The sequence below is a fragment of the Nocardia sp. NPDC057272 genome (genome assembly GCF_042668615.1).
Lineage (GTDB): Bacteria > Actinomycetota > Actinomycetes > Mycobacteriales > Mycobacteriaceae > Nocardia.
Genome location: NZ_JBHUYK010000001.1, coordinates 36,719 through 58,780, shown reverse-complemented (window position 1 = coordinate 58,780; position 22,062 = coordinate 36,719). Strand labels below are relative to the sequence as shown.

Genomic DNA, 22,062 nt, shown 5'->3' with positions numbered 1-22,062 from the left:
GGCTCGCCGAGGTTCCCGCAGGAGCACCTGGCTCCTGCGGGAATCAGCATTACTTCGCGTAGTCGTAGAACCCGCGTCCGGTCTTGCGGCCCAGTCGGCCCGCGTCCACCATCCGGCGCAGCAGCGCGGGCGGGGCGAGGTGCGGCTCGGCGAACTCCGCGTAGAGCGACTCCGACGCCGCGAGGGCGATGTCGAGGCCGACGGTGTCGAGCAGCGTCAGCGGGCCCATCGGGTAGCCGCAGCCGCCCTTCATCGCCGCGTCGATGTCCTCGGCGGTGGCGTAGCCCGACTCGAGCATCCGGATCGCCGAACACAGGTAGGGGATGAGCAGCGCGTTGACGATGAACCCGGAGCGGTCACCGGCCTGCACGGCCATCTTGCCGAGGGTGTTCTTCACGTAGTCGGTGACGGCCACGGCCGCTTCCGGCGCGGTCACCAGGGTCGAGATGATCTCGACCAGCGGCATCACCGGCACGGGGTTGAAGAAGTGCACGCCCACGACCCGCTCGGGCCGCTCGGTCGCCCCGGCCACCTTGATCACGGGGATCGAGGAGGTGTTGGTGGCGAGGATGCCCTCGGGCTTGACGATCTTGTCCAGCTTGCCGAAGATCTCGTACTTGAGCGCCTCGATCTCCGGCGCCGCCTCGATCACCAGGTCACGATCGGCGAACTCGTCCATGTCCAGGGTGACGCGCACCCGCGCGAGCACCGCGTCGGCCTCCTCCTGGGTGATCTTGCCCTTGGTCACGGCACGGCCGATCGAGGTGGCGATCCGGTTCTGTGCCGCCTCGGCGAACTCCGGCTTCGTCTCGAGCACGAGCACCGAGCTGCCCGCCTTGGCGCACACCTCCGCGATCCCCGCGCCCATCGTGCCGCCTCCGATTACACCGATCAACTCCACTGGAGAACTCCCAACATCGCATTGCCCTGGCTGTCCCGGGGATTATTTCACCCGGGCTGGCACTCAGTGCCACAGGCTGGCGAGAACGTGAGTTATCGCACCGGCCGGACGCGACCTTGACCAGGGAATTCGTCAGGCGAGCCGGCTCACTTACGGGCCGGGTACACAGCGTCGACTTCGACTTCGACCAGCCACCCCGCCACCGGCAGACTCGCCACTTCCAGGGCGAAGCGGCTCGGTCGTGCCGCGTTGCGGACCAGGGGTGCGGCCGGGGCGGCGCTGCCGAGGGGGACCAGCTCGGTGTCGCCGGTGGTGAGGTTCGTATTGGCGAAGAACTGCCGGTAGGCGCGGTTCCAGCCGGCGTAGTCGGCACGGTCGGTGCCGGGAGCGTTGTCGAGGAACACGCGCATGGTGATGACGTCGTCCAGGGTCAGGCCCTGAGCTTCGAGGTTCTCCCGGATTCTGGCCAGCACCGACATGCCCTGTGCCTCGGTGACGGTGACACCGGCGGGCAGCTTCGCGTCCGCGAACTGCTGGGTGTCGATGAAGGATTCGGGGCTGCCGGTGGGGGCGGCCTTGTTGGTGGCGGTGGGGCCCAGCCCGCTGGTCTTGTAGACGGTGGCGTCGGCGGCGATCGTCACGCCTTGGGCGATCATCGGATTCGCCTGTCCTGCTTCGAGAACCGAGGTACTCGGCGCAGCGGACGGCTTCGACTCGGCCGGGTCGGCCGAGCAGGAGGTGAGGGTCAGCGCCGCGAGGGCCGTCACGGCCAGGGTGATCGTCGTCTTCATGGTCGATACTCCTTGTCGGGGTGAGAGATTCAGGCGGCGACGCGAGCGTGCAGGGCGGTCACCACGTCGCGGGCGGAGGTGAAGGCGCCGTGCTGCCAGGCGATCGCGTTGGACAGGTGGTCCCCGGCGAAGTAGATGTGCTCCACGGGGGCAAGGAGCTTCGTGTACTCGGGGGTGGCCTCGCCGCCGTGGGAGCTGCTGCCCGACCACCCGACCCACGCGCCCTCGGAGTACTTGGTTCGCCGCCAGCTGCCGGAGAACGACGAGGCGATGTCGCGTCGATACTTGTCGCCGTGAATCGCCGCGCCCTCGTCGACCGCCTTCGCCAGACGCTGCCGGTGCGTGAGTGATTCGAAGGCTTGATGACGTTTGCCGGTGTTGTAGTAGCCGACCACCACGCCACGGTCGCCGTTGTAGTGGTCGTACGGGAACATGATCTGCGAAATGTCTTTGTCGGTATTGCTCGCGCCGCCGTAGATCCGGTCGTCGAGCTCCCACCAGCGGCGCGAGTACTCGATGCCGAGCTTGCCGGACGACACCGGGATCGCCGCCTTCAGCGCGGTGAGTACATCGGCGGGCAGGTTGTTGGCCAGGCGACCGACGAGATGGGGCGGCAGCGTGCAGATGCAGTAGTCGGCGTCGAGGGACTTGCGCGCGCCGTCCTGGGTGTATTCGATCCGCACACCGTCGGGGGTGTTCTTCATCGCCGACACCTCGGCGCCGAAATGGATGCGCTGCGTGCCGATCTCGCGCTGGAAGGCAGCGTAGATGCGGTCCATGCCGCCGACCGGGGTCATCATCATCATGGCCTGGTCGTAGCCGAATTCGAAGCTGAAGTTGCGGCCGAGACCGCTGCGGATCGTGTCGGACATCGGGAACGGCTTCGGCTGTTCGCCGAAGTTCAGACCCGCGCCGGGTTCGGCGGTGTAGCCGCGCCGGGTCGAGCCGAGATAGCGGCCGTCACTGGAGAGGTCGCCGAAATCGCGCAGGAACGACGACAGCGCTTCCTTGTCGGCGCCGGAGAGCACGTCGTCGAGTGCGCCCCGCGTCGCGGCCTTCTGCAGCAGCTCGGACATGTAGCCGTACATGTCGGCCTTGGCGGCGCGGTATTGCACCGACTGCCCGGAGATCGAGGTGCCGCTCTGATAGTTGACCAAGGTGGACGCGTTCTGATTGCCGAACGGCTGGATCTCGACACCGAGTTCGCGACAGTAGTCGAGGGTGATGTGGCCCTGCGGAATTCGCGTGGCGCCCAGATTGAAGTAGTGCCCTTCGGCGAAGGTACAGCTCTGGGTTTCGCCGTTGAGATCGGTTTCGGTGGTGCCGTTGCGCACCGACCACACCCGTCCGCCCGCGCGCTTCCTGGCTTCGAGCACGGTCACGTCGTATCCGGCCTTGCCCAGTTCGTAGGCCGCGCACAACCCCGCGGGGCCCCCGCCGAGGATCGCCACTTTCGCGCCACCGTCGCTCTTGCCGATGAGGTCGCCCATGGCGGGCGAGCGGAACGACACCTGCGCCGTGGCGGGCGCGAGGCCGAGGGTCGACATCGCGCCGTAGGCGAGGCCGGCCCCGCCGGTGATGCCGAGACTCTGCATGAATGATCTTCTGGTGACTGCCATGGGTAGCTCCGTCCGCCGCGATATCCGTTCTGCGACAGCGTCCGTCGACGGTGGGTCGGTGCCGCTACGCCGCGGAAAACGTTCACCGGTCGGCGAGTGGGATCGCCCGCCGTCACTTTCTCGCTCGGTTGCCACCGGTCGACTCGCGCCCGCAATACCGCCGAAACCAGGTCTGGATATCCTCGCCCGCACCGACAACGCTGGGAGGTGTGGGATGACGGCACTGGCCGACGCGGTCGCGCGCTCGTTCGCGGCCGGGGAACCCGAGCGCCCCGCGGTGTCGCCGTTGCGGGCGCTGGGGCGCAGGCAACTGCCGGGTGTGGCGTTGCTCGGCCAGTCGATCGCGACCACCGCGCCCGCCGCGTCGATGGTGCTGTTGCCGGTCACGATGCTCACCCACAACGCCCTGCTGCCCGGCCTGGTGACGATCGTCATCGCGACGCTTGTCATCACGCTGATCGCGTACTGCGTCGCACAGTTCACCCGGCGCCTGTCCGCGGCGGGTGGGCTCTACACCTTCGTCAGCCACGGCGCCGGACCGCGCGCGGCGCTGACCTGTGGTGTCGGAATGCTGGTGAAGTACCTGGGCAGTGCGTCGCTGACGATGTATCACGGGTCGCAGACCGCTCTGGCCATGGCAGCGCAGCTGGGAATCACGCTGCGCGGCTGGCAGATCGGGGCCGTCTATCTCGGCATCGCGGTGCTGATCGGCGCGGTGCTGGTGCGTGGTGTGCGGTTCGCCGCGATCGCGATCCTGGCGGTCGAGGCGTGTTCGCTGGCCTTCATCATCGGCCTCATGCTGGTGTCGGGGCCTGCTGTCGCGATCACCCCGGCCGCACCGAATGTTCCCGCGGTGCTGGCCATCGCGATGTCGGCGCTGTTCGCGCTCGCGGGTTTCGAGAGCGCCACGTTCTTCGCACCGGAGACGCGGCGTCCGCTGGTCACCGTGACCCGGACGGTGCTGCTCACCCCGGTGCTGTGCGGGGCGCTGTTCATCTTCGCGTCGTGGGCGGCCTGGTCCGGGCATGCGGGGGCGGTGGTGAACGCGTATCTGCACGGGACGGCTAGTGGGTCGAGTCTGCTCGTGGTGATCCTGCTCGACGCGGGGCTGACGTGCTCGTGGCTCGGGTCGTCGATGGCTTCGTCGAACGCCGCGTCGCGACTGATGTATTCGATGAGCGTGGAGGGTGTGCTGCCGCGGCTGCTGAGCCGGGTCGGTCCGCGGTTGCGGACCCCGCACGTGGCGTTGGTGCTGATCATCGGCATCGTCGCGACGGTCGGTTCGGGCTTCGTCGCGCTCGACGGTGTGCCCGCCGCGGCCAAGACCGTGATGCGCACGGCACTCGCGCTGTCCTACATCCTGGTCGCGGTGGGTGCTGTGCTGTTCCTCGGCCGGATCCGCGAGCGCAGCCGCGCCGACCTCGTCGCCGGCTGGGTCGGCAGTGGGGTGCTCGCCGCGGTGCTGGTCTGTCTGACGGTGTCGGATGCGAGCGACGGTGTGGTGGTCGCGCCCGCGACGGTGCTCGCGGTGCTGCTGGCCGGTGCCGGCTGGTATCGCTATCTGCGCGACAGCTGTCCCGGAAGTCTCATGGCCATCGGTGTTTTCGACAGTCCCGAATCCGCGGACGTGCTGCCCGGCGCCGGGGTGTTCGCCGTCAACGCCCGCGGCGCGATGGCCCTGGTAGGGGCGGACCGCGCCGAACAGTGACAACGACGACCCGCCGCGACGGCCCGACCGGGCACGAGCCGAGGGCTGTCCAGAAGGCCCTCGCGCTGCTCGAGGCCGTGGCGCGACTGGGTTCGGGCGCCACCGCGAAGGACATCGCCGCGCAGACCGGCATCGCCCCCGCGACCGCGTACCGCCTGCTGAATCTGCTTGTCGCCGACGGTTACCTGGTGCGGATCGAGGACCTGTCCGGTTTCGCCCTCGGCCGCCGTACCCGTGAGCTCGCCGGGGCCGCCGCCCCCGAGCCCGTCTCCGGCAACCACCGGATTCTCGGCGAACTGCGTGCCCAGCTGCGTTTCGGCATCCATCTCGCCTCGTTCGCCGGCGGCCGGATCAGGATGATCGACAAGGACCCCGACCACGAGCTCAGTGGTGAGAAGGTGCTGCTCACCTGCCCGCACGCCTCCGCCATCGGCAAGATCCTGTTGGCGCGGCACCCCGAATCCGTGGTCGAGGCAACGTTGCGCAAGGTCACCACCTCCACCATCACCGACGCCGCCGATCTCGCCGCGGAGCTGCGCCGAGTCGCCGTGGACGCCGTCGCCGTCGAGGTGAACGAATGCCGCCTCGGCCGCAGCGCTGTCGCCGTCCCGATCCGCACCGCCGACGGCACTGTCACCGGTGCCCTGGCCGCGATCGGCAAGACCGGCCGCCTGCCCATGCACGATCGCGACCTCGTCGGCTTGCTCACGTCGGCGGCCGGTCAGCTGACACTCTGACCGCACACCCGGGGCCCGGCGATCCCACCGAATCGCCGGGCCCCGGGTGTGCGGTGGGTCTATCGGACCGGTGTCAGCTCCGGTTCCGCGGAATCCGGTCGCCTGCGACCGAGGACCGAGTGCCTGCGACCGTAGGCGAAGTACACGATGACACCGAGTGCCATCCAGATCACGAAGCGCAGCCAGGTCTCGATCGAGAGGTTGACCATCAGCCACACGCAGGCCAGCGCGCCGAGAACGGGAACCACCGGGACGAACGGGACGCGGAACCCGCGCGGCAGATCCGGGCGGGTGCGACGCAGTACCAGCACCCCGATCGACACCAGGACGAACGCGACCAGTGTGCCGATATTGACCATTTCCTCCAGCGTGCCGAACTCGACGAATCCGGCCAGCAGCGCGCACACCACACCGACGAGCACGGTCAGCCGCACGGGTGTGCCCTTCTTGCCGGTCTGCGCCAGACCGCGAGGCAGCAGACCGTCGCGGGCCATGGCGAACAGCACCCGGGTCTGGCCGAGGAACATCACCATCACCACGGTCGAGAGCCCGGCCAGCGCGCCGATGGCGATGATGTTCTTCACCCAGGTGGCGCCGTGGATGGCGAAGGCGGTGGCCAATGTGGCGTTGCCGTCGGCCAGTTCGGTGTAGGACACCATCCCGGTGAGGACCAGCGACACCGCGATGTAGAGCACCGTCACGATCGCCAGCGACGCCAGGATGCCGCGCGGGACGTCGCGCTGTGGATTGCGCGTCTCCTCGGCGGTGGTGGCGACCACGTCGAAGCCGATGAAGGCGAAGAACACCAGGCTTGCCGCGGCGAGCAGGCCGTACCAGCCGTAACTGGTGCCACCGGAGCCGGTGAGGAAGGCGAACAGCGACTGGTGCATCCCATCGGCCTTCTCCGACGGTTGCGCCGGCGGGATATAGGGCGTCAGGTTCGACGGCTTGAAGTAGGTCGCACCGACCACCAGCACCAGCGCGATCACACCTAGCTTGATCGCGACGGCGATGGCCGAGACCCGCGAGGACAGCTTGGTCCCGGTCGCCAGCAGCACGCCGACCACCGCGATGATCAGCACCGCGCCCCAGTCGAACTTCACCGTGCCGAGGTGAAGCACCGGCGCCGATGATCCGAGCACTTCGCCGAGGTACTGCGACCAGCCCTTGGCGACCACCGACACCGCGAGCGCGAACTCCAGGATCAGATCCCAGCCGATGATCCAGGCGATCACCTCGCCGAAGGTGGCGTAGGCGAAGGTGTACGCGCTGCCCGCCACCGGCACGGTCGAGGCGAACTCCGCGTAGCACAGGGCCGTGAGCCCGCACGCGATCGCCGCGAACACGAAGGCCAGTGAGACCGCCGGTCCCGCCACGGTGCCCGCGGTGCGCGCGGTGAGGGTGAAGATGCCCGCGCCGATCACCACGGCGACACCGAAGATCGTCAGGTCTTTGGCCGTCAGATCCTTCTTCAGCTTGGCATCGGGATCGTCGGTGTCGCGGATCGACTGCTCGACGGACTTGGTGCGGAACAAGCCGCTCTTGCTCGTCATGAGAGAGACCGCGGGATGGCATCGAGACGGCGCTCGGCGAATCGGTTGGCGGCGGCGCCGGTCCCGATCCCCTCGGTGATGGCGGCGGCGATGATCTCGCGGCAGCGCGGGTAGATGTCGGCGACCTCGGCTTCGACCTCGGCCGGCGTGGCGGCGCGCAGCTCACCGGCCACCTGGATGAGGCCACCGGCATTGGCCACGAAATCGGGCACCCAGGTGATGCCGCGGTCGGTGAGCGCCTGCTCGACCTCGGGTGTCGCGAGCTGATTGTTCGCCGCGCCGCAGACGAGCTTCGCCTCGATCGTCGCGGCGCTCGCCGCGGTGAGGGTGGCGCCCATCGCGCAGGGGGCGTACACGTCGACCGGCGCGGTGGACACTGTCGACAGCAGGCGGACGGCGGGCAGTTCGTCGGTGATGCGCCGCAGCGCCGCCTCGTTCACATCGGTCACGCAGACCTCGGCGCCGTCGGCCAGCAGCAGGGCGGTGAGTTCGCGCCCGACCTTGCCGACACCCTCGACGCCGACCGTGCGACCGGCCAGTGTCGGTGCGCCCCAGACGAATTCGGCTCCGGCGCGCATCGAGTGGAAGACGCCGAGCGCGGTCAGCCGGGCACTGTCGCCGCTGCCGCCCGCGCCGACACTGCGGCCGGTGACGTGGCGGGTGTGCCGACCGATGACATCCAGATCGTCGGTGTTGGTGCCCACATCACCGGCGGTGATGTAGCGCCCACCGAGGGTTTCGACGAACCGCGCGTAGGCGGCGAGCAGGTCCTCGCTCTTGAGGGTGGCCGGATCGCCGATGATCACCGCTTTGCCGCCACCGAGGTCGACACCGGCCGCGGCGGCCTTGTAGGTCATCCCCCAGGACAGCCGCAGCACGTCCTGCAGGGCCGCGGATTCGTCGGCGTACGGGTAGAAGCGGGTTCCGCCGAGGGCCGGGCCGAGTGCGGTCGAGTGGATCGCGATGATCGCTTTCAGCCCGGACCTGTCGTCCTCGCAGAACACGACCTGCTCGTGGGCGCGGGCGCTCAACTCGTGCGATCGGCCGAAGACTCCTGCCTCGGTGTGCGCAACGGTCACTGTCGATTCCTTTCCGGTTTCCGCGCACCAGGGTTGTGCCCTGGTGCGCGGGGTGGTGATGCCGCGGGTACGCGGCGGTTCCGTTGTGCCGCTGGTGCGGCGACGTGGTGGTACCGCGGGGCGCTCGGCCGTGGGTCGTGGCAGCCGAGTGGCACCGTGGGTTCGGTGGCAGCGTGGTTCGGTCAGTCCTCGATACCGAGCTCGCGCAGCCCGGCGCGGTACAGCTCGACATTGCCGAGCTTGATGTCCTCGTAGCCGCGCACGACATCGGTCAGTGCCGCTGCCGCGGTGGCTGTTTCGTAGTTCTCGGTGGTCAGATCGTGTGCCAGCCGGCGAACCATGCCGGTGTAGTGGGCCAGCAGTTCGCGTTCGACCTTGCGGACGTGGGCGTAGCCGAAGGGGTCGAGCTTGGTGCCGCGCAGGAACTTGCCCTTGGCCAGAACCTTCAGCGCCACATGCGACTTCGGCCGCAGACCGATCTTCTTGTCGCGGCCCAGCGCACGCAGCATCGGCGGGTGCAGCTTGTAGGTGAGCTTCTCGCCACCGGGCACCTGGGCCTGCACGTCGGCGAGGAAGTCCGGGTCCACGAGCAGCCGGGCCACTTCGTACTCGTCCTTGTAAGCCGTGAACTTGTACAGCCCGCGCGCGACCGCCGCACTGAATTCGGTGCGCTCGGTGACCGAACGTTCTGCCGCCCAGACGGATTCGACCGTCTCGAGGTAGCGGTGCGCCACCTTCGCGTTCTGGTAGCCGATCAGCTGAGCCGCTCGCAGCTCCACGATCCGGCGCACCTCGCCCTCGACGCTGGTGTTCGCCAGCAGCTCCGCGGGCGCCACCGGCTGGGTGCGTCGCGGCCGACGTGAGTCGACCGCCGCCGCGAACGCCGCCGGATCGGCCACGGCGACCCGCCCCCACCGGAACGCCGCGATGGTGGCGTTCACCGCGACACCGTTGATCCCGATGGCCTCCTCGATCGCCGCGACCGGCAGGCGCAGCCCGCCGTTCTGGACGGCCGCGCCCACGATCAGGAAATTGGCCGCCGCCGTGTTCCCGAACAGCGTCAGCGCCGCCGCGAGCGCGTCGAAGTGACTGATCGAATGCGTCACCGTGGCAAGCCGATCCAGCAGGGTGTCCGTCGCCGGGTAGGCCACCGACTTGTCGAAGACCATGTCGCCGGTCGGGGTCTGGCTCGTCGACGCCACCGCCACGGTGCTCGCCGCGTCGCCGTACTGGAGGTAGCGGGGGTCGGTGGCGGTGAGCAGGTCGACGGCGAGCAGGCAGTCGGCGCTGCCGGGAGTGAGCCGATTGGCCGGCTCCAATTCCCCTGTGGAGAACCGCAGGTGGGACAGCACCGGGCCGGCCTTCTGGCTCAGGCCGATCTGGTCCAGGCTCTCCACCTCGTAGCCCGCGCGCAGGGCGGCGGTGGCCAGGACCTGGTTCACCGTGACGATGCCGGTACCCCCGATTCCGGCGATCAGCACGTTCTGCGTGCGAGTCGGCGCGCCCACGCCCGGATCGGCCACGGCGGGCGGCTCGACGGGTTCGCGCCGCCGGGACTTGCCCTCGGCCGGATCCAACTCCACCGTCACGAAGGACGGGCAGTCGCCGTCCAGGCAGCTGTAATCGGTGTTGCACGAGGTCTGATCGATACGGGTCTTGCGCCCGAACTCGGTCTCGACCGGCTGCACCGACAGGCAGTTCGACTTGGCGCCGCAATCACCGCAGCCCTCACATACGGCCTCGTTGATCACCACCCGCGTGTTGCGGGTCGGCAGTGTCCCGCGCTTGCGCTGTCTGCGGGCGTCGGCGGCGCAGTGCTGGTCATAGATCAGCACCGTGACGCCCTCGATCTCGCGCAGCAGTTTCTGCGCCTCGTCGAGCCGGTCGCGATGCCACAACAGCGTGCCCTTCGCCAGCGCTCGCTTGCTGTGCCGCTTCGGCTCATCGGCGCAGATGACGACCTTGCGGACACCCTCGGTGGTGAGTTTGTGGGTGAGCTGCGCGACGGTGATCCCGCCCTCCACGTCCTGGGCGCCGGTCATCGCGACGACCTCGTTCCAGAGCAGCTTGTAGGTGATGTTCACCCCGGCCGCGACGCAGGCCTGGATCGCCAGCTGACCGGAATGGAAGAAGGTGCCGTCGCCGATGTTCTGGAACAGATGCGGCACATCGGTGAACGGCGCCTGCCCGATCCACTGGCTGCCCTCACCGCCCATCTGGGTGAGCCCGGTGACCGCGCTGTCGGTGCGCCCGGACATGGTGACCAGGGTGTGGCAGCCGATGCCGCCGCCGCCGATCGAGCCGTCGGGCAGGGCGGTGGAGCGGTTGTGCGGGCAGCCGCTGCAGAAATAGGGCGTCCGCTTGGCGGAGAGAACTTCCAGCGGAAGTGCCGGTGGCGCTGCCCTTTTCAGCTCCACCCGTCCGCGTAGCACCCGGCGCAGCGGCGCCAGCAGCCGTCCGGCGGTGAGTTCGCCGTCGACCGGCATCAGGCGCGCGCCGCGCTCGTCCTGCTTGCCGAGCACGCGGGGCGCGTCCGGGGTGCCGTAGAGGATCTCGCGGACCTGCGTTTCGATGAACGCGGTCTTGTCCTCGACGACGATCAACTGCTCGAGCCCGCGGGCGAAATCGGTGAGCGCGGCCGTGCCCAGCGGATAGGGCATGCCGATGCGCAGCAACCGGATTCCGGCGCGGTGCATGGTCGCCTCGTCGACACCCAGATCCAGCAGAGCCTGGCGGACCGCGTCGAAGGTGGTGCCGGTGGCCGCGATCCCCACCTTCGCCTCGGCCGGGTCCACCTCGACGACGTCGAGAGCGTTGGCCGCACCGTACGCGTGCACCGTCGCCCAGCGCGGCCCGTACAGGTCCGCTTCGGCGAGCACGCTGTCGGTCGGAGCCGCCATCGGCCGCTGCCGGTAGACGAAAGTCGTTCCCTCCCACTGTACTTCGGGCACCGTCAGGGCGAGGTCGGCTACATCCGCGTCGACCGTCCACGCCCCGTCGGCGACATCGGCCACGATCTTCAACGCCACCACGCAACCCGACGCCCGCGACATCGCGATGCCCTGCATGCCGAGGGTGATGATCTCCTCGGCATTGCGCGGGAACAGAACGGGCACACCCATGGCGGCCAGCGAGCGTTCGCTCACCGCGGGCACGGTCGACGACTTCGAGGCCGGATCATCGCCCACCAGCAGCAGCACGCCGCCGCGCGGATTCACGCCGTACATGTTGGCGTGCCGGATGGCGTCGGTCGCGCGGTCGACGCCGGGACCCTTGCCGTACCAGACTCCGACCACGCCGTCGTGGGTCGGCCGCCCGGCGGGCAGCTCGGCCTGGCTGCCCCAGACCGCGGTGGCGGCCAGTTCCTCGTTGAACCCGGGGACGAAGGTGATGTCGTGCTCGGTGAGCACCTCGGGCATGCCGAGCAGCATCTTGTCCACCCCGCCCAGCGGGCTGCCCTGGTAGCCGGAGACGAACGTCGCGACGCGGCGACCGGCGCGGATATCGCGCACGTGCTGTTCCACCAGCAGCCGGGCGATGGCCTGGACCCCGGTCAGCAGCACCGGGCCCGCGCCGGAGCGGTAGCGATCGGCGAGGTCGTAGGGCGCGGCCGGCTCGGCCGACGGTCGGGCAGTCGCACAGACGACGGTGGTCATGAACGCCTCACCACACTTTCCACAACCCAGATCGTGAGCTGCGCAACGAAGGAACTTGCTATCGGTGCTGCGAAATGTGCCGTGGAGCGGCAATCGGTGTCAACAGTCAGTCGAATAGTTGATCAGTCTGCTCAAAAGTGATCTGTACCACTGGGCTGGATGTGTCAATCTGCTCGAGGACGAGAGACCTGGGTCACATCACGGCTGATTCGTCCGGTTCGTCAGGTGCTCGACCAGCGGCAGGCTCCGATACCCGATCGGGGTGGCCAGGGCGAGCATGGTCTCGGTGTGGTTCACGCCGTCGATGGCGTGCACCCGCTGGATGATCTCCAGGAGATCCTGCTGCGATTGCGCGGCGATGCGCACCAGCAGATCGGCGCGGCCGGTGGTGGCGTGCACCTCGAGGACGTGCGGGAACCCGCGCAGTGTCTCGATGATCGGATCCATCTTGTTCTGATCGAGTTCGATGCCGAGGAAGGCGTGCACCGCGAACCCGATGGCCTGCACATCGATATCGGGCGGATAGCCCCGCACGGCACCCGATGCCTCGAGCCGTTTCATCCGCGCCTGCACGGTATTGCGGGCGACCCCGAGTCGCTGCGCCAGCTCGAGAATCGGCGCTCGCGGGTCACGGGCCAGTTCGGCCAGCAAGGCGGCATCGAGCGCGTCGAACTTGATGGTCATGGGCGCATTCTGACACGCACCGAACCCGGGAACTGCACACCTGATCTCAGCCGTGCAGGGTCGGCCGGTAGACGAGTTCCTGGATGTCGCCGTCGAGCGTCCGGCTCTCGAGCAGTTCGAGGTCGAAGTCGGCCGCACCCCGGAAGATCGGGTCGTCACCGGTCTGTCCGGTGATCACCGGGAACACCGTCACCTGGACGCGGTCGACGAGTCCCGCGGCCATCAGCGCCCGGTTCATCGACAGGCTGCCGTGGGAGCGCAACGGCACGGCGGACTTCTCCTTGAGCTCGGCGACCACGTCGACGGCGTCACCGCGGGCGATCGTCGCGTCCGGCCAGTCGAGCGGCCCCTCCAGCGTGCTCGACACCACCGTCGCCGGGAGATCGCGCATCCGGGTGACCCAGGGGTCACGCACCTCCGCCACGTCGCCCGAAGCCAGCATCTCCGCGAATGCCCGATAGGTCTTGGGCCCGAACACCATCCGCTGATCCACCTCGAACAGAGCCAGCCGGTGGCCGAGCAGCTCGGGCCCTTGCTTGCCCCAGTACCCACCCCAGTCGCCCCCGCTGACGCTGCCATAGCCGTCGAGGCTGGAAAAGACATCGAATGTGTACGTGGTCGCCATCGGATTCTCCTTGTCGTCTGGATGTATCGATGCAGACGACGTAGGCCCGGAAAACTCATCGCGCCGACCGGGGAGGGCAGGTGGTCGTCGCCTTCGGTGTATCCGGCCGCGCTTTCTCGCTGTCGCCCCTTACCTCGCCTGCGAAAAAGGCGCACAATTATTCCGTACACCGGCTTCACGTTTGCGCCCGGTGGGGAGTCGAATGCTTGCCGGGCAACTTCTGGGGCGGGCATCCTCCGTGATGGCAGCGTCCTCGTATCGGGTTGTGACGGCTGGATTCCGTCGGCATCGGGGCTCGAACGTCACACCATGCTGAACGCCGGGCGCGGCGAAGGCTGCCTGTAGTGACGAGCCCCTTCGCCGGTTCGGCGTCACTACCAGTTAGGAAACGCCATGTCAGAGCAGAACAAGGCTTCAGCCAAGCGCATTTTCGACGCGTGGAACTCGCGAGACCTCGATGTCTTCGACGAGGTCATGGCCGACGGCTGCATCAACCACGATCCGCAGAACCCGTTCGCCGAGGTTCATGGCCCCGAAGGCCTCAGGCGGCTCGTGCAGATGTATCTCGCCGCTTTCTCGGATCAACGGTTCCTGATCAACGAACAGATCGCCGAAGGCGACTTCGTCACCACCCGATGGACGGGAACCGGAACCAATGACGGCGAGATGATGGGTATGCCCGCCACCGGCAAATCGGCAGTTGTTCAGGGAATTACGATCAATCGTTTCGAGGACGGCAAGATCATCGAGAGTTGGGCCTCCTGGGACACGCTCGGGATGATGCAGCAACTCGGCGTAGTCCCGTCGGCGCACTCCGCGACAACCTGACCCGTGATGTGGCAGACCGCACCCACGCAATGACGCACGGAGGGAGCTGAGGTCGTCTGATCGAGCGGATTCCCGGCGTCTGTACCGTCGATCCGGGAATACCGATCGGTGATGCCCGCGTTGAGGATCCTGGGTAAATCGTCGAAAAATCGTAGGAAGCAGGGGTGGACCCCGAAGATGACCAGGTCAGCGGTGGTATAGGCTTTGTCGGTCATGAAGTCGGCTTATTCGGGTCCGGTCAACGGTGCGCCCAAGACGGTCTACCTCGATCACGCGGCGACCACTCCGATGTTGCCCGCCGCCGTCGAGGCGATGACGGCTGCCCTCGGGGCGGTCGGCAACGCGTCCTCGCTGCACGGATCGGGGCGGGCGGCGCGGCGGTCGCTGGAAGAGGCGCGCGAGTCGATCGCCGCCGATCTGGGTGCTCGGCCGTCCGAAGTGATCTTCACTTCCGGGGGCACCGAGAGCGACAATCTCGCCGTCAAGGGGATCTTCTGGGGGCGCAGGGCGGCTGATCCGCGGCGCACCAGGATCGTCACCAGCTCGGTCGAGCATCACGCGGTGCTCGATGCCGTGGAGTGGCTGGAGAAGCACGAGGGCGCGCAGGTCAGCTGGCTGCCGGTCGACGCGGAGGGCGTCGTCTCGCCGCAGGTGCTGCGCGAGGTGCTCGCCGCGCACGCCGACGAGGTGGCGCTGGTCAGTGTGATGTGGGCCAACAACGAGGTCGGGACCATTGAGCCGATTACCGAATTGGCTGCTGTAGCACAGGAATTCGACATCCCGATGCACAGCGACGCCATCCAGGCGGTGACCCAGATTCCGGTCGACTTCGCCGCGAGCGGGCTGGCCGCGCTGAGCGTGGCCGGGCACAAGGTCGGCGGTCCGCACGGGATCGGCGTACTGCTGCTGGGCCGAAGTGTGCCGTGTGTGCCGCTGGTGCACGGCGGCGGGCACGAACGCGACCTGCGCTCCGGTACCTCCGATGTGGCCGCGGCGATCGGGATGGCCGCCGCGTTGCGTGATGCCGTCACCGACCTGCCCGCGCGCGCTCAGCGGTTGCGGGCGTTGCGCGACGAGCTGATCGACGGTGTGCGGGCCGCGGTGCCGGATGCCGTGCTCAACGGGCCGGCGCAACGACTGCCCGGCAACGCTCATTTCACGTTCCCCGGCTGCGAGGGCGACTCGCTGCTCATGCTGCTCGACGCCGCCGGTGTCGAATGCTCCACCGGTTCGGCCTGCAACGCGGGCGTCGCCTCGCCCAGTCATGTGCTGATCGCGATGGGTGTGCAACCGTGGCAGGCGCGCAGTTCGCTGCGCTTCACGCTCGGTCACACGTCGACCGGAGCCGATGTCGAAACACTGTTGACCGTGCTGCCGCAGGTCATCGATCGGGCCAGGGCCGCAGGCCTGGCCGGCGCTAGAGGAGGTGCCTGATGAGAGTTCTCGCCGCGATGAGTGGTGGTGTCGATTCCGCGGTGGCCGCGGCGCGGGCCGTGGACGCCGGGCACGAGGTGGTCGGGGTGCATCTGGCGCTGTCGGCGAACCCGGGCACGCTGCGCACCGGGTCGCGTGGCTGCTGCTCGAAGGAAGACGCCGGTGACGCGCGTCGCGCCGCCGACGTGCTCGGAATTCCGTTCTACGTCTGGGATTTCGCCGATCGCTTCAAGGAAGACGTGATCGACGACTTCGTCGCCGCCTACGCCGCGGGGGAGACCCCGAACCCGTGCCTGCGCTGCAACGAGAAGATCAAGTTCTCCGCGCTGGCCGATCGCGCGCAGGCGCTGGGCTTCGACGCGGTGGTGACCGGGCATTACGCGCGGCTCGACGAGGGTGTGCTGCGTCGTGCTGTCGACGCGGACAAGGACCAGTCCTACGTGTTGGCGGTGCTCACCGCCGAGCAGCTCGCGCGGGCGATGTTCCCGGTCGGTGACACCCCCAAGCCGCGGATCCGCGAGGAAGCCGCCGAGCGTGGGCTGGCGGTGGCGAACAAGCCCGACAGCCACGACATCTGCTTCATCCCGTCCGGGGATACCCGCGCCTTCCTCGGTGCCAAGATCGGCATCCGGCCCGGTGCGCTGGTCGATTCCGACGGCACGGTGCTCGGTAGTCACGAGGGTGTGCACGGGTTCACCGTCGGTCAGCGCAAGGGCCTCGGCCTGAGCCATACCGCCGCCGACGGGAAGCCGCGGTATGTGACCGGGATCGATCCCGATTCGGGGACCGTGAAGGTCGGTTCGGTCGAGGATCTGCAGGTCGACATCGTCACCGCCGACCGCGCGATCTGGACGTCCGGCGTGCGCCCGACCTCGTCGATCGAGTGCGTCGTGCAGGTGCGCGCGCACGGCGGGACCGCGCCCGCCGTGGTCGAGCCCGAGGGCGACGGCTTCGTCGCCAGGTTGCGTGAGCCGCTCACCGGCGTCGCCAAGGGTCAGGCCATCGTGCTGTACCTGCCCGACGACGACGGCGGCGACACCGTGATCGGCAGTGGCACCATCAACGGCACCGACCGTGCCGCGGACGTCGAGTCCGGTTCGTCGGCGGCGTCAGCCTGATCGTGTCGTGGTGGGTGCGCCGGCAGTCGGCGCGCACGGCAGGATGACGGGTGACGGCCCGCGCCGTGGTGCGGCGCACGGTTCGTGGTGGTCGACGCCGATCCGGTGCGGACCACTGACCCAGACGACACGAAAGGTGTTGAGCGCGTGACGTTGTGGCGTGGTAGTGAGCAGTCCGACGACCGATCCGCGGCGGAGCGGGTGGACTTGCTCGCCGGGGCGTTCGCCACCGGCCTCGGTTCCTGGCCGGGCACCGATCCACTCGAGGCGGCGACCACCATTATCGGTGAACTGCCGGAACTGCCCCACCTCGTCGAACTTCCCGATCGCGGGATCGGCGCCGACATGATCGGGCGCGCCTCCGCGCTCCTGGTCGATCTGCGGTTCGACGCGACCACCCGCGGTTACCGGCTCGCCGACCGCCCGGGTTCGGTCTCGCGCAAGGCCCGCGACTTCGTGCGCGTAGATCTCGACGCGATCGAGGAAGCCTGGGAGACAGCGGGTCTCGTCGGTTCCGGCCGGGCGATCAAAATCCAGTCGGTCGGGCCGCTCACCCTCGCCGCCGAGGTCGAACTGCCCGGCGGCCATCGCATTCTCACCGATCGCGGTGCGCTGCGCGACCTCACGGACTCGCTGGCCGAGGGCCTTGCCCTGCACGCCGCCGAGATCGGTAAACGACTCGGGGCGAAAGTGGTTGTGCAACTGGACGAACCGCAGTTGACAACGGTTCTCGACGGATCGCTGACCGGCCCGAGCGTGCTCAACACCGTCCGTGCGCTGCCCGGGCCGGAGGCGATCCACTTCCTCGACGTCGTGATCAACGCCCAACCGGGCCCGGTCGTCCTGCACACCTGCGCAGCCCGCCCGGCCCTGCCCACCCTGCGCCGCACCGCGGCCGCCGCCCTGTCCTTCGACGCGTCGACCATCACCACCGCCGACTTCGACGACATCGGCGAAGCCGTGGACTCCGGCAAGAAGCTGGCCCTCGGACTCATCCCCACCGAACCGCCCACGAGCCCGCTCACCTGGCGCACCGCCGCCGAGCCCGCGGTCCGGCTCGTGGACGACCTCGGTTTCCCTCGTGCGGCCCTCACCCAGGTCCTGGTCACCCCCACCTGCGGTCTGGCGGGCGCTCCGCTCGCGTGGTCTCGCAAGGCCCTCGCGGTGGCCGCCGACGTCGCCCGCGCTTTCGCCGAGGACCCGGAGTCGCTCACCATCGAGCGGCCGGAACAGTCGCGGTCGGGCCGCGGTCATCGGTGACGTAGTTCCCGCCGATCTCCACGAAATCTCGTTCCCGCACGGCTGCGACGTGCGTGGATGTGTCGGTGTGCTCGACTAACCTCGGGTGGGTGAGTGACAGCGACAGCGCGGTTTCTGTGAGTGCCGAAGCCGCTACGCCCGAGCAGCGGGTGCAGTGGCAGCAGTTGGCCGACGAGGTGCGTGGGCATCAGTTCCGCTACTACCTGCGGGACGCGCCGATCATCACCGACGGTGAGTTCGACGCGTTGCTTCGCGAGTTGCAGGCTCTCGAGGACGCGCATCCGGATCTGCGGACTCCCGATTCGCCCACGCAGCTGGTCGGCGGTGGATTCGCGACCGAGTTCACCGCGGTCGACCATCTCGAGCGGATGCTGTCGCTGGACAACGTGTTCGACTACGACGAGCTGCGCACCTGGGCGAGCAGGGTCGAAGCCGAAACCGGGTCCGGGCTGCACTATCTGTGCGAAGTCAAGATCGATGGCGTCGCGTTGAACCTCGTGTACGAGAACGGCAAGCTGGTGCGCGGCGCGACTCGCGGTGACGGGCGCACCGGGGAGGACGTCACCCTCAACGCGCGCACCATCGAAGACATCCCCGCAGAGCTCACCCCCACTGAGGAATTCCCGATCCCGGAGCTCCTGGAAGTTCGCGGCGAGGTGTATTTCCGGCTCGAGGACTTCGAGACGTTGAACGCGCAGATCGTCGCCGAGGGCAAACCGCCCTACGCGAATCCGCGCAATACCGCCGCCGGTTCGCTGCGCCAGAAGAATCCCGCGATCACCGCCCAGCGTCGGCTGCGGATGATCTGCCACGGGTTCGGCCGTATCGAGGGTTACCGCCCGGCCTCCCAGCACGAGGCCTACCAGGCACTGGCTGCCTGGGGCCTGCCGGTCTCGGCCCACACCCGCCTGGTCGAGGGCATCGACGCGGTCATCGAGCGGGTCGCCTACTGGGGCGAACATCGCCACGACATCGAGCACGAGATCGACGGTCAGGTGATCAAGGTCGACGAGACGGCCCTGCAACGCCGCCTCGGCTCCACCTCACGTGCCCCACGCTGGGCCATCGCCTACAAATACCCGCCCGAAGAGGCCACCACCACGCTGCTCAACGTCGAGGTCAACGTCGGCCGCACCGGTCGGGTCACCCCGTTCGCGGTGATGTCGCCGGTCTCGATCGCCGGCTCGACCGTGTCGATGGCGACCCTGCACAATGCCTCGGAAGTGAAGCGCAAGGGCGTGCTCATCGGCGATACCGTCACGATCCGCAAGGCCGGTGATGTGATTCCCGAGGTCCTCGGGCCCGTCGTCGACGCGCGCACCGGTACCGAACGCGAATTCGTCATGCCGACGCACTGCCCCGAGTGCGCCACCGAACTCGCCCCCGCCAAGGAGGGCGACGCCGACATCCGCTGCCCCAACCAGCAGCATTGCCCGGCCCAGCTGCGCGAACGCGTTTTCCACCTGGCCGGTCGCGGCGCCTTCGACATCGAGGCCCTCGGCTACGAAGCCGCCAACGCCCTGCTCACCTCGGGCGCGATCACCGACGAAGGCGACCTGTTCGCCCTCGACGCGCAGGATCTGCTCGGCGTGCCGCTGTTCACCAAACAGGACGGTGCCCTCTCGGCCAACGGTGCCCGCCTGCTCGAGAACCTCGAAGCGGCCAAGGACACTCCGCTGTGGCGGGTGCTCGTCGCGCTGTCCATCCGCCATGTCGGTCCGACCGCGGCCCGCGCGCTGGCCGCCGAGTTCGCGGACCTCGCGCGCATCGAATCCGCGACAGGAGAAGAACTGTCAGCCACCGACGGTGTCGGCCCCACCATCGCCGCGGCGGTCGTGGAATGGTTCACCGTCGACTGGCATCGTGCGATCGTCGACAAGTGGCGTGCGGCCGGGGTGCGGATGGAAGACGAGCGCGACGAATCCATCGAACGCAACCTCGACGGTCTGTCGATCGTCGTCACCGGATCCCTGCAGACCTTCAGCCGCGACGGCGCGAAGGAGGCGATCCTCGTTCGCGGCGGCAAGGCGGCGGGCTCGGTGTCGAAGAAGACCGCGTTCGTGGTGATCGGCGAGGCGCCCGGTTCGAAGGCGGCCAAGGCGGAAGAACTCGGCGTCCAGATCCTCGACGAAGACGGCTTCCGGCGGCTCCTGGAGGGTGGCCCCGACGCGGTCAGGGTCGCACCGGACGAGGATCCGGTCGTGGCGGACTAGCCGAGCCCGAACACCCCGGCGTCAGTTCGGGGTGACGGTGACCGTGTTGCCGATCTGGGTCTTCATGTCGAACGACGCGCACTGCCCGTTGCTGAGCTCCTGGGTGCGCAGCGGCCGCTTCTTGATGTTGGTCTGGATCTCCACCGTCACATCGGTGCTCGTCATCGAGCACACCTTCGACACCGGAGCGTCGGTGTAGGACACCGACCCCGCACCCTGACACGAGTTGGTCGAGTTCCCCAGGAACACCCGCGCGGTTCCCGCCGGGCACGGATCGGCCAGTGCGCTGGGCGCACTCACCAGCGCCGCGGGCACGAGCGCTCCCGCGGTCACTGCGGCAACGACAACTCCGCGAACAATCACCCGAACCGCCACTGTTCCGCCTCTCCGTGAATTTCAGCCAGACTACGGGACGGGGAGGCTTTGTCGCGCGGCAAGCTATGAAGTGGTAGTCGCATTTGCCCGTGCCCGGTGAGTTACCCATGTCCTGACGAGATCAGGCGGGATTCGGCAGTGCTGCGAGGCGAACGGGGGCTGGTCATCGCGCACGGTCGGCTTGCGATTCGGCCGAGAACGCTGGAGCCGTGGACCAGCCTGTTGTGTCGGCGGACACCCTACGTCCCTTAGTCTTGCCAAGAATCTCGGAGAGGCGGACCCTTGCTGCGCAGTTTTCAGGTGACCAATCATGGATCGCTGGCGGAGGCTCAGCAGTTGCGGCTGACCAAGGGGGCCGGCGGGCCGTTGGCGGTGCCGGTGACCGCGGTGCACGGGGTGGCGGCGGCCGGGAAGACGAGCGTGATCGACGCGATCGGGCAGATGCGGGACGCGGTCCTGAATTCCGTGAGCGGATGGGATCCCTACGCGGGCCCGGTGCGGCGACCGCATCTCGGGTTCGCCGAGCGGCCGACGGAATTCGTCGCCGGATTCGTCGCCGAGGGCGTGCCCTATACCTACGGGTTCCGGCTCGACAACGCCGACGTGGTCGCGGAGTGGCTCTACACCCATCCTCGGTCGCGCAAGCGGATCGTGTTCGAACGCCGGGGTGACGAGGTGAAGATCGGGCCGATGTTCGAAGCGGCCCGGTACGGGGTGGCGGCGCTGGTGCCGTTGCTGCGGCCGAACGCGCTGCTGCTGAGCTTGGCGGGGCAGATGTACGCCGAGGCGCTCGTGCCCGCGTACCGGTGGTTCGCGGCGAATCTGACTGTGCAGCAAGGCGATGTCGACACCGACGCGCTCGCGCACGACCTCGGCAGCCATATCTCCCGCTCGCCCGACAACGCGGCGCGGCTGCTGATGCTGCTGCGCACCGCCGATCTCGGGATCGAGGATCTGCTCGTCGCCGAACACGATCCGATGTACGCGGACTACCTGCGTGATCTGGACGCCGAGATCGGCGCGCTGGCAGGCCAAATCGACCACCCCGAGCAGATTCTCGTGGAACGCGAGCTGAGCACCCTGCGTGCGGCACGTGACGCGCTGTACCGGCGCATGGTCGAGCGCCGCGGCGCGGGGCTGAGCCTGGTGCACGAGGGCATCGACGTCCCGTTCGAACTGGCCGACGAATCCACCGCCACCCGTTCGCTGCTGCGCGTACTGCCCGCCATGCTGGAAGCCCTCGACACCGGCCAGGTGCTCGCGGTCGACGATCTCGGAGTCGGCCTGCCGGTGGAGGAGACCGACCGCCTCGTCCAGTTGTTCCAGAACCCGGAGACCAATTCCCGTGGCGCACAACTGATCTACACCACCGCCGATCGAGCGCTGATCGACCGCGGCAACGGCCGCTCCCAGCGCACCCGCACGGCGGTGTGGCAGGTGCGCCGTGCCCTGGGGGTCAGCGAACTCACGCCGCTGTGAGC

17 protein-coding genes are annotated in these 22,062 nt (G+C 68.4%); 8 read left to right on the top strand and 9 right to left on the bottom strand.

Annotated elements, in window-relative coordinates; translation table 11 throughout:
* Positions 1-49 precede the first annotated feature (49 nt).
* The 3 genes from ACFULV_RS00245 to ACFULV_RS00235 all read right to left on the bottom strand — a co-directional run bounded on the left by ACFULV_RS00245 (position 50) and on the right by ACFULV_RS00235 (position 3,287).
* On the bottom strand, positions 50-901 hold the full coding sequence (locus ACFULV_RS00245; RefSeq protein ID WP_378651545.1) for a 3-hydroxybutyryl-CoA dehydrogenase: 852 nt from the start codon (positions 899-901) through the stop codon (positions 50-52).
* Between the two features lie 146 nt (positions 902-1,047).
* Positions 1,048-1,692 carry a Rid family hydrolase gene (locus ACFULV_RS00240; protein WP_378651542.1) on the bottom strand — a complete coding sequence of 215 codons (645 nt, stop codon included), beginning with the start codon at positions 1,690-1,692 and terminating at the stop codon, positions 1,048-1,050.
* A 29-nt stretch (positions 1,693-1,721) separates the two neighbouring features.
* Positions 1,722-3,287 carry a flavin monoamine oxidase family protein gene (locus ACFULV_RS00235; RefSeq protein ID WP_378652392.1) on the bottom strand — a complete coding sequence of 522 codons (1,566 nt, stop codon included), beginning with the start codon at positions 3,285-3,287 and terminating at the stop codon, positions 1,722-1,724.
* Positions 3,288-3,525: 238 nt separating this feature from the next.
* Between ACFULV_RS00235 and ACFULV_RS00230 the strand changes: the two genes are divergently transcribed.
* Together ACFULV_RS00230 and ACFULV_RS00225 are read left to right on the top strand one after the other, a co-directional pair.
* The gene (locus ACFULV_RS00230) at positions 3,526-5,019 is read left to right on the top strand and encodes an APC family permease (RefSeq protein WP_378651539.1); all 1,494 of its coding nucleotides are present in this window, start codon (positions 3,526-3,528) and stop codon (positions 5,017-5,019) included.
* A complete protein-coding gene (locus ACFULV_RS00225; protein WP_378651537.1) occupies positions 5,016-5,756 on the top strand; it encodes an IclR family transcriptional regulator in 741 nt (246 codons plus the stop codon). Before ACFULV_RS00230 ends, ACFULV_RS00225 begins: the two co-directional genes overlap by 4 nt.
* A 59-nt stretch (positions 5,757-5,815) precedes the next feature.
* Here the strand turns inward: ACFULV_RS00225 and ACFULV_RS00220 are convergent, their stop codons facing one another.
* From ACFULV_RS00220 to ACFULV_RS00200, 5 genes are all read right to left on the bottom strand, one after another.
* The gene (locus ACFULV_RS00220) at positions 5,816-7,309 is read right to left on the bottom strand and encodes an APC family permease (protein WP_378651534.1); all 1,494 of its coding nucleotides are present in this window, start codon (positions 7,307-7,309) and stop codon (positions 5,816-5,818) included.
* Entirely contained in the window at positions 7,306-8,388 is a 1,083-nt protein-coding gene (locus ACFULV_RS00215; protein ID WP_378651531.1) for a Glu/Leu/Phe/Val dehydrogenase dimerization domain-containing protein, read from the bottom strand. The genes ACFULV_RS00220 and ACFULV_RS00215 overlap by 4 nt, the downstream gene beginning before the upstream one ends.
* 182 nt (positions 8,389-8,570) lie before the next feature.
* Entirely contained in the window at positions 8,571-12,044 is a 3,474-nt protein-coding gene (locus tag ACFULV_RS00210; RefSeq protein ID WP_378651529.1) for an indolepyruvate ferredoxin oxidoreductase family protein, read from the bottom strand.
* A gap of 198 nt (positions 12,045-12,242) precedes the next feature.
* Positions 12,243-12,728: an Lrp/AsnC family transcriptional regulator gene (locus ACFULV_RS00205; RefSeq protein ID WP_378633322.1), complete on the bottom strand. Its 486-nt coding sequence runs from the start codon at positions 12,726-12,728 to the stop codon at positions 12,243-12,245.
* A 46-nt stretch (positions 12,729-12,774) separates the two neighbouring features.
* On the bottom strand, positions 12,775-13,353 hold the full coding sequence (locus tag ACFULV_RS00200; protein ID WP_378651526.1) for a dihydrofolate reductase family protein: 579 nt from the start codon (positions 13,351-13,353) through the stop codon (positions 12,775-12,777).
* Positions 13,354-13,746: 393 nt separating this feature from the next.
* Between ACFULV_RS00200 and ACFULV_RS00195 the strand changes: the two genes are divergently transcribed.
* From ACFULV_RS00195 to ligA, 5 genes are all read left to right on the top strand, one after another.
* Positions 13,747-14,181: an ester cyclase gene (locus tag ACFULV_RS00195; RefSeq protein WP_378651524.1), complete on the top strand. Its 435-nt coding sequence runs from the start codon at positions 13,747-13,749 to the stop codon at positions 14,179-14,181.
* A gap of 213 nt (positions 14,182-14,394) precedes the next feature.
* Positions 14,395-15,615, top strand: coding sequence for a cysteine desulfurase family protein (locus tag ACFULV_RS00190; RefSeq protein ID WP_378651521.1), 1,221 nt, complete (start codon positions 14,395-14,397; stop codon positions 15,613-15,615).
* Positions 15,615-16,733: a tRNA 2-thiouridine(34) synthase MnmA gene (gene mnmA, locus ACFULV_RS00185; protein WP_378633331.1), complete on the top strand. Its 1,119-nt coding sequence runs from the start codon at positions 15,615-15,617 to the stop codon at positions 16,731-16,733. Before ACFULV_RS00190 ends, mnmA begins: the two co-directional genes overlap by 1 nt.
* A gap of 201 nt (positions 16,734-16,934) precedes the next feature.
* A complete protein-coding gene (locus tag ACFULV_RS00180) occupies positions 16,935-17,993 on the top strand; it encodes a methionine synthase (protein WP_378652389.1) in 1,059 nt (352 codons plus the stop codon).
* Between the two features lie 89 nt (positions 17,994-18,082).
* On the top strand, positions 18,083-20,206 hold the full coding sequence (gene ligA / locus ACFULV_RS00175; RefSeq protein WP_378651518.1) for an NAD-dependent DNA ligase LigA: 2,124 nt from the start codon (positions 18,083-18,085) through the stop codon (positions 20,204-20,206).
* Positions 20,207-20,227: 21 nt separating this feature from the next.
* Here the strand turns inward: ligA and ACFULV_RS00170 are convergent, their stop codons facing one another.
* Positions 20,228-20,539, bottom strand: a complete 312-nt coding sequence (locus ACFULV_RS00170; protein WP_378651515.1) for a hypothetical protein — start codon at positions 20,537-20,539, stop codon at positions 20,228-20,230.
* A 324-nt stretch (positions 20,540-20,863) separates the two neighbouring features.
* On the opposite strand from ACFULV_RS00170, the gene ACFULV_RS00165 reads away from it, so the two are divergent.
* The gene (locus ACFULV_RS00165) at positions 20,864-22,060 is read left to right on the top strand and encodes an ATP/GTP-binding protein (RefSeq protein WP_378651512.1); all 1,197 of its coding nucleotides are present in this window, start codon (positions 20,864-20,866) and stop codon (positions 22,058-22,060) included.
* Positions 22,061-22,062 lie beyond the last annotated feature (2 nt).